This window comes from Leptospira montravelensis (assembly GCF_004770045.1).
Taxonomy (GTDB): Bacteria; Spirochaetota; Leptospiria; order Leptospirales; family Leptospiraceae; genus Leptospira_A; species Leptospira_A montravelensis.
In genome coordinates, this window is sequence record NZ_RQFO01000016.1 from 705,555 (window position 1) to 719,381 (window position 13,827).

At 38.2% G+C, this 13,827-nt stretch carries 14 protein-coding genes; 8 read left to right on the forward strand and 6 right to left on the reverse strand.

The window, feature by feature from the left end; genetic code table 11:
• The first annotated feature begins 141 nt into the window (after positions 1–141).
• Positions 142–636 (forward strand): helix-turn-helix domain-containing protein, encoded by a 495-nt coding sequence (locus EHQ31_RS13620; protein WP_135572816.1) that lies wholly within the window; start codon positions 142–144, stop codon positions 634–636.
• Positions 637–686: 50 nt separating this feature from the next.
• Here the strand turns inward: EHQ31_RS13620 and fliG are convergent, their stop codons facing one another.
• On the reverse strand, positions 687–1,700 hold the full coding sequence (fliG, locus tag EHQ31_RS13625; RefSeq protein WP_004785217.1) for a flagellar motor switch protein FliG: 1,014 nt from the start codon (positions 1,698–1,700) through the stop codon (positions 687–689).
• Between the two features lie 213 nt (positions 1,701–1,913).
• Here fliG and EHQ31_RS13630 point away from each other — a divergent pair, with 213 nt between their 5' ends.
• Together EHQ31_RS13630 and EHQ31_RS13635 are read left to right on the forward strand one after the other, a co-directional pair.
• Entirely contained in the window at positions 1,914–2,528 is a 615-nt protein-coding gene (locus EHQ31_RS13630; protein ID WP_244247387.1) for a TetR/AcrR family transcriptional regulator, read from the forward strand.
• A gap of 22 nt (positions 2,529–2,550) precedes the next feature.
• Positions 2,551–3,519: an MBL fold metallo-hydrolase gene (locus EHQ31_RS13635; protein ID WP_135572814.1), complete on the forward strand. Its 969-nt coding sequence runs from the start codon at positions 2,551–2,553 to the stop codon at positions 3,517–3,519.
• Between the two features lie 20 nt (positions 3,520–3,539).
• Here EHQ31_RS13635 and EHQ31_RS13640 read toward each other — a convergent pair whose 3' ends face one another.
• Positions 3,540–4,154 carry a hypothetical protein gene (locus tag EHQ31_RS13640; RefSeq protein ID WP_135572812.1) on the reverse strand — a complete coding sequence of 205 codons (615 nt, stop codon included), beginning with the start codon at positions 4,152–4,154 and terminating at the stop codon, positions 3,540–3,542.
• Here EHQ31_RS13640 and EHQ31_RS13645 point away from each other — a divergent pair.
• Positions 4,153–5,208, forward strand: a complete 1,056-nt coding sequence (locus tag EHQ31_RS13645) for a hypothetical protein (protein WP_135572810.1) — start codon at positions 4,153–4,155, stop codon at positions 5,206–5,208. The genes EHQ31_RS13640 and EHQ31_RS13645 overlap by 2 nt on opposite strands.
• On the opposite strand, the gene EHQ31_RS13650 is transcribed toward EHQ31_RS13645, so the two are convergent.
• Together EHQ31_RS13650 and EHQ31_RS13655 are read right to left on the reverse strand one after the other, a co-directional pair.
• Positions 5,173–6,141: a M23 family metallopeptidase gene (locus tag EHQ31_RS13650; RefSeq protein ID WP_135572808.1), complete on the reverse strand. Its 969-nt coding sequence runs from the start codon at positions 6,139–6,141 to the stop codon at positions 5,173–5,175. The genes EHQ31_RS13645 and EHQ31_RS13650 overlap by 36 nt on opposite strands.
• Before the next feature lie 15 nt (positions 6,142–6,156).
• The gene (locus tag EHQ31_RS13655) at positions 6,157–8,613 is read right to left on the reverse strand and encodes a sensor domain-containing protein (protein ID WP_135572806.1); all 2,457 of its coding nucleotides are present in this window, start codon (positions 8,611–8,613) and stop codon (positions 6,157–6,159) included.
• Between the two features lie 237 nt (positions 8,614–8,850).
• On the opposite strand from EHQ31_RS13655, the gene EHQ31_RS13660 reads away from it, so the two are divergent.
• From EHQ31_RS13660 to EHQ31_RS13675, 4 genes are all read left to right on the forward strand, one after another.
• Positions 8,851–9,405, forward strand: a complete 555-nt coding sequence (locus EHQ31_RS13660; protein WP_135572804.1) for a hypothetical protein — start codon at positions 8,851–8,853, stop codon at positions 9,403–9,405.
• A gap of 108 nt (positions 9,406–9,513) precedes the next feature.
• Positions 9,514–10,077, forward strand: a complete 564-nt coding sequence (locus tag EHQ31_RS13665; protein ID WP_244247389.1) for an HmuY family protein — start codon at positions 9,514–9,516, stop codon at positions 10,075–10,077.
• Entirely contained in the window at positions 10,077–12,263 is a 2,187-nt protein-coding gene (locus tag EHQ31_RS13670; RefSeq protein ID WP_135574057.1) for a TonB-dependent receptor plug domain-containing protein, read from the forward strand. The genes EHQ31_RS13665 and EHQ31_RS13670 overlap by 1 nt, the downstream gene beginning before the upstream one ends.
• Positions 12,238–12,882, forward strand: a complete 645-nt coding sequence (locus tag EHQ31_RS13675; protein WP_135572802.1) for a hypothetical protein — start codon at positions 12,238–12,240, stop codon at positions 12,880–12,882. The genes EHQ31_RS13670 and EHQ31_RS13675 overlap by 26 nt, the downstream gene beginning before the upstream one ends.
• Here the strand turns inward: EHQ31_RS13675 and EHQ31_RS13680 are convergent.
• Together EHQ31_RS13680 and EHQ31_RS13685 are read right to left on the reverse strand one after the other, a co-directional pair.
• Complete coding sequence (locus tag EHQ31_RS13680) at positions 12,879–13,406, reverse strand: DUF3015 domain-containing protein (protein ID WP_135572800.1); 528 nt, start codon at positions 13,404–13,406, stop codon at positions 12,879–12,881. The genes EHQ31_RS13675 and EHQ31_RS13680 overlap by 4 nt on opposite strands.
• A gap of 13 nt (positions 13,407–13,419) precedes the next feature.
• Positions 13,420–13,641: a hypothetical protein gene (locus EHQ31_RS13685; protein ID WP_135572798.1), complete on the reverse strand. Its 222-nt coding sequence runs from the start codon at positions 13,639–13,641 to the stop codon at positions 13,420–13,422.
• Between the last annotated feature and the right edge of the window lie 186 nt (positions 13,642–13,827).

A 13,827-nucleotide genomic window follows, 5' to 3' on the forward strand; every position in this document is an offset into this window, starting at 1 on the left:
TAGCGTAATTTGAGCCTAACGGTTCTTTCCCTCTGCAAGTCAACCTTATCCATGCGAATCTTATTCCTTCAGAACGTTCAAAACGTTTTTAAGGCCGTTTTAGACCGTAAATAACGGAATTTTTGAATTTTTTTTTAAAACATGGAAAAAGTAAATCACTTTAGAAACTACCGCGAACGACGAAAACTCACGAGAATCGAATTATCCGAAAAACTAAACATTCCTCGCTCTGCTGTGGAACTTCTGGAATCCGAAGATTGGATCCGCTCCAAATTTGATAATGTGGTTTTGGTATCTAAAGAACTTGGATTGTCTCTCATCGATCTCATCCGACAAGAATTCGATTACGACTTAGAAAAAGAATTTTTTAATGAGGAAGAATTTGAAGAGATTGTAGCCCGTTATGCTAACGCCAGGGTCACGTTGATTCTTTCCGAATTAAAACTATTTTGCAGTAATGCAAAAGTTAGATTGGATGATTTTGATATTACCGAGTTTTCCTTTTCAATGGGAAACCTTCATAAACTCATTACTCTAAACCAAAAATTAGAACGTGGTGAAATATCCCCGAAAGATGCCCTCATTGAATTTCCGCCAAAATGGGGGAAATTCAGTAAACGTAATCAAGCCACTTAAAATCAGTTTTGAATTTTAACTACGGTTAAAAGAAACGTAACTTGTGGATGTTATACCACAAGTTCGTCTTCTCCTGCACGAGCCACGACGATCTCGCCCGCTTCTTCCAACTTACGGATGATGTTTACAATCTTTTGCTGCGCATCTTCCACGTCTTTCAAACGAACAGGACCCATAAAATCCATATCTTCCCTGAGTAAGTTTGCGGCACGTTTCGACATGTTTTTAAAGATTTTATCTTGTACTTCGGAATCCACCGACTTGAGTGCTTTCGCCAAATCCGTGTTATCGACTTCTCGCATTACCTTTTGGATTGCTCGGTCATCAAGTAAAACGATATCTTCGAATACGAACATCCGTTTTTTGATTTCTTCAGCAAGTTCCGGGTCTTCCTCTTCCAAAGCTTCGATGATGGTTTTTTCAGTTCCCCGGTCTACAAGGTTTAGAATTTCTACCACAGAATCAATACCCCCAGCGGAAGTATAATCTTCGGAAGCAAGTGTAGAGAGTTTACGCTCTAACACGCGTTCTACCTCGCGAAGTACGTCTGGTGATACCCGGTCCATCGTTGCAATCCGTTTGGCGACTTCCGCTTGGATTTGGTGCGGAAGATTCGATAAGATATTGGATGCTTTTTGCGGATCCAAATAAGAAAGGATAAGGGCGATGGTCTGCGGATGTTCCCCCTGGATGAAGTTGAGGAGGTGGGCCGGGTCTGTTCTACGAATGAAGTCGAAGGGCCTTACTTGTAAGGACGAAGTGAGGCGGTTGATGATATCGATAGCTTTCTGGTTTCCGAGAGCTTTTTCAAGTAAGCCCCGAGCAAAGTCAATACCACCATTGGTGATAAATTCTTGGGCCATCATGAGTTCATTGAACTCAACGAGCACCTTTTCTTTATCTTCTGGAGTGATCTTATCTAAACGAGCAATTTCGAATGTGATTTGTTCGATCTCGTCTTCACGAAGGTGTTTGAAGATTTCGGAGGCCACTTCGTTTCCAACCGCAACCAAAAAGATGGCGGCCTTTTGTCTTCCTGTGAGCGATGGCTTCTTATTGATCATACTTCGTCCCGAAATCCGTACTACTTAGTTTATCGGCGGAGTCTTAAAAAAACAATGAGTTTTATTCTGAAGGAAAAATGGATTGGGTACCTAGACCATACCTTTCCATTGGTTTACCTCACAAACTTACCCTGGTTTTCCTTTTTTTAAACCATACTACTCGAGTCTCCAAAACTTCCCTTTAACCAATCCGGGATCAAAAGATTTATTTTTATGTTGACCGGTCTATTATCTTATTCAACCAATGGATCTGTGGGCAAAAAAGGAATCGAAACTAAACAGAAAATGATCGAGGTCATGTCAGGACTTTTGGAAGAAACAGGGTATGAAGCCACTGGATTAACAGAACTCGGGAAAGAAACAGGCACACCCAAAGGTTCTCTCTACTTCCACTTTCCGGGGGGAAAAGACGAACTGACGCGCCTTGCCCTCCTCCATTCGGGTAACCAACTGAATTTGTTTTTTCAATCCATATTAGCAGAAACAGAATCACCCATTCAGTCCATCAAACAAGTGTTTCATGCTTTGGAAGAACGAATTGTTTCGAGTGATTACAAAAAAGGATGCCCCATAGCCACAACTGCAATGGAAACTTCTGGGTCGGTTCCCACTGTTTCAGACACATGCAAAGAAGTATATTCTCTTTGGTTAAAAACTTTTGAAACTTATCTCGTAGGAAAGGGATACACAGCACGTAACGCAAAAAATCTTTCACTTTCCCTACTCTCTTTATGGGAAGGGGCCTTGTTACTTGCAAAACTACAAAAATCACCGGAACCGCTTCGTGTGGCTGCAAAAACTGCAGAATTACTTTTCAAACAAAACTAAATTTATATAGGAAATTTTAAAAATGAAACTCCCATCCAAATCAAAAATTCTTTTAATCGTTAGCCTAATATCTGTAATTATTTTTTTTCTATACTTCCTTGGTTATCCCAAAGAAAAGATTCCTACCTACATCGCGGACAAAAAAACAAATTCTTCTTCCATCCCTAAACCGCAGGGAAAATCAAATTTGGTTTTTTCAATTTTAAGAACAGGAGAAGCAAAAACCTTGGAAGGATTTGTGATTGAAGGTGGGTCTGTATTTAGAACAGTGAAAGTTGCACATTCCGCTTTTTATATCCAACATCCCAAAGGGAATTTTTTGTTTGATACCGGACTCGGAACCAAAGTCAAAGAACAGTTCCAGGTTTTTCCTTTGTATTTAAAACTATTAATGGATTACAAACCTTTCCAAACAGCCTACGAACAATTGGAATCTAATGGAATCAGTCCCAAGTCGATTCAGGATGTATATTTTTCTCACCTTCATTGGGACCATGCCAGTGGTTTAAAGGATTTTCCTTGGTCAAACATACATAGTTTGCCTGAAGAATTAAATGATCCTAAAATTGAATTAGGTTACATTCCTTCTCAATTTGATGGAGATTCAGTTCATTGGAGTCACTTAAAGTTTTCTAACAAACCTTACGCATCTTATGCGAAAAGTTTAGATTTGTATGGAGATGGGACGGTTGTTTTTGTTCCCATGAAAGGACATAGCGAAGGGTCGGTAGGTTTATTCTTACATACCGACAATGGACAGGTATTCTTTCTTACCGGAGATATAGTGTGGCGACGGGAAGGTTTTTTAGAAAAAAAACACAAACCAAGAGGGGCTAGATGGATTGTGGATTTTGATACAGAAAGTCTTGGCGAAGAAATCGCAAGAGTACACGATCTATTCCAAAACAATCCAACTCTGCAAATCATTCCTGCTCATGATTTTGATGTGCAAAGTACTTTTGGTTTTTTTCCGAAAGTGATAGGTAGGTAACCTTCCTATCATTCGGTCGGTTAGTTTGTGTCATCTGGATTTTTGATTTGCATTGGTTTCTCTTGTAATAGCAAAGATCTGATTCCTTTCAAGGACTGGTCCAATCGGTCCAATTCTTCTAACAAACTGCCACGATTCTCTTGGATTTTGTCATGATACAAATGGGCTTTGCCTACCCATTGGTGGTAGTCCAACGAAAGTTGGTGCAGGGCGGAATCCCACAGTACGGGTGCAATTCTTCTTTTTTTCCAATAGATTTGTTTTCCCCATCCATAGATCCATTGCCCAAGGCCAATGGCATGTAAGGGAAGAAGAATGTAGAGTGAAGAAAAGATTACCTTTCCATAGGATATTTCTTTGGAAAACAAACCCCAGAAATAGATCCAAAGTGCAGAAAGTAACAAAACAGAAACTGTAAGATTTGCCTTCGGAGTTTTGGGAGAAACTGAATTGAAAATGGAAAGGAGGATGACAGAAAAGATAAGTAAAAGGAGAACTTCCCAAGGGACTAAAGTAAAAAATAAATCCCAAAACTTTTGTAAATTCTCCCAACTGGTTTTGATCTGGTTGATGGTAGTTTGGATTTCTAAAATTTGGTTTTGGATTTTTTGAAAGAAGTCTGTAATCGCCGACATGTTGCAAATACTAACTAAAATCAAAAATCATGCAAGTGGTTTCTTTGCTAAATTCTTGGCTCCTAAAACCCCAAGAAATTTACTGATTATCTATTCCATCATCGCCATTCCGTTTTTCATTTACCACGAATCCCATTTACCTTGGCATTATATTTTTGCCCTCTGCATCGTATCACTGGTTGTTGGATTATTCCTTACTTATGTTAGTTTGTATATTATCCAACTGTATTGGAGAGAAACCTTCCATCCAATCATTGAGTTAGGTGTTGTAATTCTTTTTATCTTTGCGCTTTGGCTTGCTGAAGTTTTGGTTTTTGAGGCCGGAACAGTATTTTTGTTTATACTTGTGGCCATCGCTTTTCTCATTCGAGTTTTACACTTAGCAGAATATGCGCGCCTACTCTTGGCAGCCTGTCTCATCGCAAGTAATGCTCTGATTGCCTTTAAGGCATTACAAGGAGCTGAAGTTCTATCAGCATATCTCCTTTTTAAAAACAAATACCAAATTGAAGAAAAGGATCTGAATGGTTGGGCTGTTACAGACAACAACCAATATTGGAATGAAGAATTGCAGTTTGGATTTACTCTTCCGGAAGGATTTTATTTTTTCAAACCTGAAAACTTAACAATGGAAAACAAAACTGGGGCGGGACAAATTGCGGGTCTTCTCGCATTCAGTGATCACGATGCCGAACGTTATCCTTTTGTTAGGATTTTCTATTTTCCTGATTACCTTGGTTTCCAAGAAAACCAAGCAGTGACAGAATTTTCAGAATTTTTAAAAATTCAAGTAAGCAAAGGTGATATTGAGGATATCCAAGAAATCCAACAAAAAGAATTGGAACCTTTTATTCTCACTTCTAAGTTTTGGACTTTTTACGACCTACTACGTCCCCGTTATGCGAAAACAGGATTTATCCTGGTTGATACGCCAAATCACGATAAACTTCTTTTGCATATAACCGAAAATTTGGAAAAAGGAGAAATTCACGAACAAGGGATTCGTGAATTTTTATCTTCAATTCGATTTGGAAATCGACTGCAAAGCAATTAAAGAAAGTGGATCTACCAAAGTGTCATTTACCTTAGCTCCTAAATGGAGGTGAGGACCTGTTGACATACCTGTTGTACCAACGGTTCCAATTTCTTGTCCTTGTTTTACAACGTCACCGACTTTGACATTGATTTGATCTTGGTGCATATAAAATGAAAATATCTTATTTCCGTGGTCAACGATCGTAAAATTTCCTTCATAGTATGCTTTGCGGGCTAGAACCACAACTCCGTCTTGAATCGCATATATAGGGGTTCCTGTTTTTCCTCGAAAATCAACACCACCATGTGGCCGGCCTTGTTTGTTATTGTAGTCTCGCCTAACATAAAATTTACTGGTTATAAAAATTTTATCCAAAGGATTTTTAAAATTACCTGTAAATTGTAAACGGCTTTGTTTGGAAAATGCGGCTTCTTTTGCAGTTTTACATTCTTGGATAAAATCCAAAGTTTCTTTGGGAAGTTCTTTGCTTACGAATTTTTCATCAACCTTGATCTGTTGGTTTTTTTTGATTACTTGGAATTTTGTTGGTTCTAAAATGATTTGGTATTGTTTTTGCCCGCGTTTGACAAAAAAGATTTTAGATACAATCTCAAGAGTCATAGCACCGGCAGGTGTATCGGGAGAGATAGGTAAAAAAGCAACCATACTCTTTTCCCATTTTGTAAGGATCACATCTTTACCGAGCCAACTTACTTTATAAGACTCATTGATCCATTTTTTATCTTTGGGGGTCAATCGAAGGAAAATGACTTCGCCTCTTCCGAACCGCCTTGCTTCCATAAGTAGGGAAAAGTTTTTTTCCTCTTTTTTCACAAAGTAATTCGAAGAGGAAACTTTAGCTGGAGGTTTTTTTTTGACCTCACGGGATTCCGCAGGAACAGCACGTACAAAAGATAAAATCAGAATCAATAAAGACAAAAACCGTATCATCAATAATAAATTCGGCTATTTTGTTTTAGTTGATTCGTTAAAATTTCTAACAAAAACAACAAATTCGTCAGCGGGTAGCGGTTTGCTATAAAGATATCCTTGGATCATGTGACAGCCTAAATCGTGAAGTAAATCTCTTTGCGCAGGATTTTCCACCCCTTCTGCAATCACTTCCATACCTAAGGAATGTGCCATATTGATAATGGCCTTACAAATAGCGCGATCATCTTCGTTCAGTTCCAAATCAATCACAAAGGATCTGTCGATTTTAAGAACATCCGCATTGATTTTTTTAAGGTAACTTAAAGAACTATAACCTGTTCCAAAATCATCGATGGAAACTTTGATTCCAAGCCCAGATAAGTATTCAAAAGCCTCGATACTTTTCTCTGGATTTTCCATAATGGAACTTTCAGTTAATTCCAGTTCAATTTCTTCAGGTACTATATTGTATTGGAGAATAGTTGACTGAACACGATGCGACCAATTAGCTCGCGCTAATTGCTTTCCGCTTACATTAATACTTACAGGGAAAGTAGGAAGATTTTGCTCCTTCCATTGTTTTTTGAGACGGCAAGCCTCTTCTAAAACCCAATCACCAATTCTTTCAATGATTCCTGAGTCTTCTGCTACTGGAATAAATTCAATAGGCGGAACCCATCCTCTTTCAGGATGTTTCCAACGTATGAGTGCCTCAGCACCACAGACTTTATTAGTGAGCGTTGAAATTTTTGGTTGGAAAAATAATAATAACTCTTCATTCTGAATGGCTTTCCTAAGAGAGTTTTCAATGTATAATCTTTTTTCAGAACGAAGGATAAGTTCATTAGTATAAAATTTATAATTATTTCTACCTAACTCTTTTGCCTTGTACATGGCCATATCAGCATTTTTTAAAAGTTCAGAAGAGGAAACGCCATCGTTAGGCGATAGTGCGATTCCCATACTAATTGTAGTAAAAAGATCACGACCCATGATATGAAATGGTTGGCTTAGGATATCGAGAATTTTTTGAGCAAACTCTGCGGCCGCACTTTTGTTTGCTACATCCACTTTTAAAATAGCAAACTCATCACCACCAAATCGTGCTACCGTATCAACCTCAGTCATCACACGTTTGAGTCTTGCCCCAACCATTTGCAAAAGAATGTCTCCTTTTGTATGGCCCAAACTATCATTGATAAATTTAAAGTTATCAATATCAAAGAAGTAAAATGCAAGTAAGGTCTCGGTTGATTTATGATTCTTTAAGGCTTGGTTTGCATGGTCGATAAACAATGTTCGATTCGAAAGACCAGTGAGTGCGTCATAATAAGCTAAGTAAGTAATTCTCTCTTCTGATAGTTTTCGTTCAGTAATGTCCACACCAAAACTAATGAACCTTTTTTGATCAGTTTCTGTATCATCAATAGGAATGTACTTTCTTAATAAATAAGTTACTTTATCGTTACTGTCTTGGATGAGTTCTTCAAACTCGACTATTTGATTTTCTTTGGCTGCAATTTCTAAGTATTTTTTGCGTTTTTCATGGAAATCTGATGGAAGGTCCAATTTTTCAGCCAATTCTAAATCGGTCTTTTTATATAACCATTTTCGAATATCCTTATTCGATAAAAAGACTGGGTTTGTATATTCGTATTGAAAATTCGAATTTAACACTGCGATGTCAGAGTCTAGGTTATCTAAGATAAATTCATAGAATGCTTTTTGGTTTTTTACCTGTTCTTGCGAACGTTTCCTTTCCGTAATATCGCGAAAAGTTGCCCAAATAGCCATTTTTCCATTTACTGGAAACAATCGAAAAGAGGATTCAGTAGGAATCAAATGTCCTGATTTTGTTCGCAAAGCTGTACTTTCAATTAGATTGCCTTGGAATTCTTCATCTTCATCGACCTCTACAGGTGGCATAAAAAATGAAAATTCTTTGCCCACAATTTCCTCTAATGGATATTCCAAAACAACCACAGCTTGTTTATTTGCATTGATGATCTGTTTTGTATTCGGATCAATCTGCATAAGAACATCTAAAGATTCTTCAAAAACATTCTGAAGGACGATTACCTTTTCTCTAATTTCATCATAGGCGATAGAACGATTCATATCTTCAATCAATCGTTCAGCAAAATTGAGTACTAAATCTAGGATTCCAACCGAATAGGTTTTTTCTGCTAAGTGCAAGTAAGTAGGATGGGCTGCCCTTGCCAATTCGGTAGGAGTTAAAGGATCAATCGAAAGTAATATGTAAGGTGATTCGGGAAATTGTTCAAAGATAAACTTCTGTTTTTCTAAAACTTTAGGATCATTCCAAAATAGAAAGACTGCCGATTCTTTGATGGATCCAGGTTTGATGTCCAAAATGGAATGAAAACTGTGAACATTGCAAGTTTCTATATTCGTTATGTCGCGTAGTATGCGATTATAAAAATCATGATCAAACTCTTCTATATAGATGGTGATTTGTTTGAGTGACATGACCTTGGCATAGTAGACGAAAAAACCTTTTCCTTACAATTGATTTTTTCTATGTTATGTTAGTAAGTAATATAGAGACAATATTGAAAGGAAAGATACGAATATCTCCCAAACTTTCCCTGGTGAGATTGGATCTGTCATGATTTTGTCAGTATCTTAAAAAAAATGCTCAATCAATAAAATGAATTTGATTCTCATTACCAGTCTTTAAGCCTGGATAAAAATGACCGAGGTTCTATGAAATCCCTTCAAAATAAGACAAAATTATTAATTCTTTTGAGTTTGATCGCCGGACTTTCTTTTCAGTGTGAAAAAAAAGAAAATAACGACAAAGACCTTCTTACGTTAGTGGCTGTTGGTTCTTTGTTTAACATGGCTGGGGACTGCTCTGTAGCTGCGGCTGGCAAATCACTCAATACTTGGACCACAACTTCTGGAGTTGGTTCTGGAACCATTTCAAAAACAAGCAGTGTTCCTGTTGTAGGTCATCCTACTGCTGTCTTAAAATATGCAAGTACTGGCGCTGTCACATTTACGTTAAATGGAAAGTCAGAAATCATTGTCTACGGTTCTGGATCTTGTCCTCTAGATGCCACAAAAGTAATCAAAACGGGAATCACCACTGGAGGAAGTCTATCTGTGGATAATTCTTTCGAGAATGCTTACAAATTAGATGGAACAGGGACTATCACGCTGACTGCAGGTGCAAATACTTCAGGTGTTTATATTTTGATTTATGCAATACCTAAGAATGGACAAGCAGCAGAAATTAGTTATTCCATAGCACTTTAATATTTCTATAGTATGCGAAGGATTTACATTTGCCTGGTTGCCATCGGATTCTTTTTTTGCGCCCGTCAGGAGAAAGCCCTGACGGACCAAGAAATTATAGTCAATCAATTGATTATCAATGCAATCAATGCGGGGAATCCTAATGCTCTGGATAAAATTGTTTTCTCCCGTTTACAAGCGGACGGGAGTTACCTCACTCGCTTCAACGCTAGTAATTTAGATTTTTATATTTATTTCTATTTTGAAGGAAATAAACAAATCCCTTTTTCTGATAAAGATAAGTTAACCTGGGACATTGCTTTTAACCGATATAAGGTGGCAACAAATTCAGGGGAAACCAATCGTTCTGGTTTGGGTGGAGCCTGCAAAAGTAATACAACAGATTTTTCTGTTGCAAGTTCTACTTCTGCGGCTAGCCAAGGTTGTAGTACTTTTACCATTGATACTTCATCCACTACGCAAGGTATCGGTGGTGCTGGTGCCGTATACGTAGGAAACTCTTTAATGACAGAATGGTACAACTACACGATTGGAAATTTAACACCGAAATCCGATATCTATCTAATTCGTTCTGGAACCGGTTCTTCTATTTATGCAGTTCATATTGAAAACTATTATAGTGATGCGGGAACTTCCGGTTATCCGACCATCCGATGGAAAAAACTTCCCTAATGTATTTATTTAATCCGTTCCTATTACCAATCCTTTGTCTTTTTTTATTGTTTATAGGAGAAGTTCATTCTCAATCCAAACCCCGTGAAAACGGAAAGAATACAAAAACCGTTGAGAAAACACCAACAGTTCCAACAACTCCTGTAACTACAGACACGAATACAAACAATCCAAATCCTCAAAACGGAGACATTCCAACTCCTAATACAAACGCTTCCCAAGAGGGAAATAAAGAAGAGAATCCACCAGAAGAAGTTGACCGATTTAAAGATTTGGATAATAAAAATGGTATTGTAGTCACAGGTTCTCGCGGAGAACGACGACTCAAAGACTCTGCTGTGGCTACAGAAGTAATTTCTCGTAAACGAATTGAACAAACCGGCGCACGTAACTTAGGTGAGGTGCTTGATACACAACTGGGAATCAATGTTACTCCTTTTTTTGGCGGTTCTCAAGTCCAAATGTTGGGTTTGGATTCAAAATATGTATTATTCCTAGTAGATGGACAACGTGTTGCTGGTCGACTCAACAATACTATCGACCTAACACGATTTAAAGTTCAAAACATAGAGCGAATCGAAATTGTAAAAGGAAGTTCGTCTTCATTATATGGAGCCGATGCTATTGGTGGTGTGATCAATATCATCACCAAACAAGCTGAAAAACCAGAACATTACCAGTTCCGAACTTCCTATGGAAATGGAAGACAAACCAATTTCGGAAGCCAAGGCGAAAAGAATATGATCGCCGATGTAGGTTTCAAAAATGATTTTGTTGCTTCTAATTTTTTTGGTGGCTTCAACCAATCTGCTGCTTATGATTTAGATCCCAAAACTCCTGCAACTACAGGAAACGCCTTCCAAGATGCCAACGTAGGTGGAAACATGACTTTCAATCCTGATGGTCAATTTAAAGTTAAAACTGGAATTAATTATCTCAATCGTAACCAGGCTGGGATTGATTCTAGATCCAATGGTGGAGTTTTTGATAGAACTAACTTAACAAACGATTTTCTTGGATTAGGTGCATTAGAATACACATACGGAAAACGTAATATGGTTTCCTTACGTGGAAATTTTTCTCGTTGGGAAAATCATTATAAGTTGGACCAAAGAAATTCGAATGAGTTGGACGTTAAAGAATTTACCAACGAATTTTCCTCGCAAGGTGTCGCTCAAATTGATCACGAAATCAATAAAGACCACATGGTTACTGCCGGAGTAGAATCATACTCTGAAGAATTACAATCTGACCGATTACAAAGAAGAAATGCCTATCGAACAAGAAGGGCTGCATTTATTCAAGATGAATGGATTATTTGGCGTCAAGGTTTTGTTTGGCGACTAGTTCCCGGAGTTCGTCACGACGTGGATTCACAGTTTGGCGGTCAAACCACTCCCAAAATCGCAACCAAAGTTGATATCACTAGTGATTTAGTCTTTCGTGCGAGTTACGGAAAAGGTTTTCGCCCGCCTTCCTTTAGAGAGTTGTACTTACGATTTGAAAATCCTGGTGTTGGATACGTTGTTGATGGAAATGATAAACTGCGTCCTGAAAAATCAACCACTGTCAACGCAGATATCGAATATACGCCTTTTAAATTTTGGACACTTTCTCTCAGTATCTTTCGAAATGACATAACCGATCTCATTCAATATAGTTTTGGAACAAGAACTAGTGAGTTTGCTAATTTCCAATTAAAGAACATACAACGTGCTTATACAAGAGGTGTGGAAGCAGGCTCCCGCGTTCGTTTTCTCAAATACTTTGCTTTGGAATTAGGTTACAACCAAACCGACACAAGGGACCTAACGACAGATAGACCCTTAGAAGGAAGGGCACTTCACCAAGGAACGATGAACTTTTTTGTAAATGCTCCTGGCGGTTGGGAATTTGCTCTCCGTGCCAAACGTTTAGACAAACGGCCGTTTTATAGTACAACCAACGACTTCACATCTGGATCCAGTACAGCTCTGATCGACCAACAAACGAAAAGTGTAGAAGAGAATAACAAAGTTGTCTATGGGAAACCCTTCACCTTACTCAACGTTAGAATGGAGAAAAAATTCTTCGAAGGAAGGATGTCTCTGTTTTTAGGAGTGGACAACGTCCTAGACCAATACGAGCTTACTTACAATCCTATTCGTCCCAGGTTTTACTATGGTGGACTCCAAGCCACTTTTTGAACATAATTCGCTTAAGACAAGTTTTGTTGTTTTTGTTCTTTATTGTTTTTCAGGACTAGAACTGTACTCCGATGAATCTAAGTTAAACGCAAAACAAACCAAAGTTTTAAAAGAATCTTTTTCCTATTTGGAAACTTTAGAACCGAAACGAATCAAAATCGACAAACCTACTTACAATCGCCTCACTCAATTCGAATCTATTTTTAAATTTGCTTTTTCTGGGAAAAAACTTTCTCGTTGGATCCAGTCTCGGATTAACAAATATTCATACGGTTCCACAGGAGAATTCATAGCCATGTACCAAGACGGCGATGTATTACTTGGGCGAGCCTTTTTTAGTTTAAATCGTTTGGATCGGGTTTTAGTGCTTTTACACGAAGCAAGACATGCAGACGGAAAAAATTATGGCCACGTGGTGTGTCCCGAAAACTTTCAATTCCTTAATCCACGCGATTGGAAGATCCATCCTGCGGGGAAAAAAGGGTGTGACTCCGTGCCGGATGGAAGTTATGGAATCACTGCAGCCTTTTTATTTGAATTAGGTGCTTACGGGTACCTCAACCAAACAGAAGCCGCACATCGCTTTAATTCTGAAATCTCTCGTGTCATTCGAGACTAATATACACAGGCTTGTTTCAGTTCTGGATTTTCCGCAATTTTCGTTTTTAGCCGAGATAAGATAATTTTCGATCTAATTTTAGATTCTTCCCCTTTTGTAGGTTCAAAAATAAAAGAATGTTTTTCCTTCATTAGTTTTCCTAACTCATTGCTATGAGTAGGACAACCTAACAAAGAAGCTATGGCTCGAATTCTTTCGCCTGAGCCTTTAGCAGTTTCTAATTCCAAAGGTTCTTCATTATAGGCCACAAATACTTCTTGGGCTCGGTCGGCACGGACAATTCCATCAGTGGTGCAATTAGAAGTTCCAGAAGTGATTCCAAATGTTTGAGAGGATAAACTTACATTCGTTGTCGCAGCTAACACTTGCCCGATATCATTTTTCCATGCGGGAACCATAGACCCAAGACCACAACCTGCCATTCCATACGGTTCTGCTGAGACAAAATTAGGAAATATAAATAATGATAAGCTAACAATTGCTAGTTGATAATTTAAAAAGTAAGTTTTGTTAAGACTAAACATAAAACCTCAAAAATTAAATAGAAAATAAAGAATCGGAATTACGTTCGATTTGAGGAAGGCGATTTCCATAAGCCAAAATTTCTCCCTTCATGGAGAGAACTGCCCAGGTTTTTTCCTCTTTGGTTTTGGTTTGCATTGATTGGAGCATTGTATTGGTGAAAGACTCCAATTTTTGATGAAGAACGGTATTGGGAACTGGTGACGGTTTCTTTTCTTGTGCTTCAGTTGATCTCATGCAAATTGTTTTCCCGGTTGTCTTTAAGATCGGCGGGAGGGCCGGAATGACTAAAGTTTAAAAACTCCAAAAAAGGAGTCAAGAAGAGACATAATTCTGAAGAGGAAAAATGAAAACTCTAAGTTCTCCTTTTCCCGAACGATCGGAATGCCAAACTTGACCAAAAACCACCTGTTACGAGGACGA

What these genes read in the sequence shown, in the direction of transcription:
- EHQ31_RS13680 (WP_135572800.1), bottom strand. Translation starts at nt 13,406, where the DNA reads ATGTTTAGTCTTAACAAAACTTACTTTTTAAATTATCAACTAGCAATT.
- EHQ31_RS13650 (WP_135572808.1), bottom strand. Translation starts at nt 6,141, where the DNA reads ATGATACGGTTTTTGTCTTTATTGATTCTGATTTTATCTTTTGTACGT.
- EHQ31_RS13645 (WP_135572810.1), top strand. Translation starts at nt 4,153, where the DNA reads ATGTTGCAAATACTAACTAAAATCAAAAATCATGCAAGTGGTTTCTTT.
- fliG (WP_004785217.1), bottom strand. Translation starts at nt 1,700, where the DNA reads ATGATCAATAAGAAGCCATCGCTCACAGGAAGACAAAAGGCCGCCATC.
- EHQ31_RS13660 (WP_135572804.1), top strand. Translation starts at nt 8,851, where the DNA reads ATGAAATCCCTTCAAAATAAGACAAAATTATTAATTCTTTTGAGTTTG.
- EHQ31_RS13630 (WP_244247387.1), top strand. Translation starts at nt 1,914, where the DNA reads ATGTTGACCGGTCTATTATCTTATTCAACCAATGGATCTGTGGGCAAA.
- EHQ31_RS13620 (WP_135572816.1), top strand. Translation starts at nt 142, where the DNA reads ATGGAAAAAGTAAATCACTTTAGAAACTACCGCGAACGACGAAAACTC.
- EHQ31_RS13655 (WP_135572806.1), bottom strand. Translation starts at nt 8,613, where the DNA reads ATGTCACTCAAACAAATCACCATCTATATAGAAGAGTTTGATCATGAT.
- EHQ31_RS13670 (WP_135574057.1), top strand. Translation starts at nt 10,077, where the DNA reads ATGTATTTATTTAATCCGTTCCTATTACCAATCCTTTGTCTTTTTTTA.
- EHQ31_RS13635 (WP_135572814.1), top strand. Translation starts at nt 2,551, where the DNA reads ATGAAACTCCCATCCAAATCAAAAATTCTTTTAATCGTTAGCCTAATA.
- EHQ31_RS13685 (WP_135572798.1), bottom strand. Translation starts at nt 13,641, where the DNA reads ATGAGATCAACTGAAGCACAAGAAAAGAAACCGTCACCAGTTCCCAAT.
- EHQ31_RS13675 (WP_135572802.1), top strand. Translation starts at nt 12,238, where the DNA reads ATGGTGGACTCCAAGCCACTTTTTGAACATAATTCGCTTAAGACAAGT.
- EHQ31_RS13640 (WP_135572812.1), bottom strand. Translation starts at nt 4,154, where the DNA reads ATGTCGGCGATTACAGACTTCTTTCAAAAAATCCAAAACCAAATTTTA.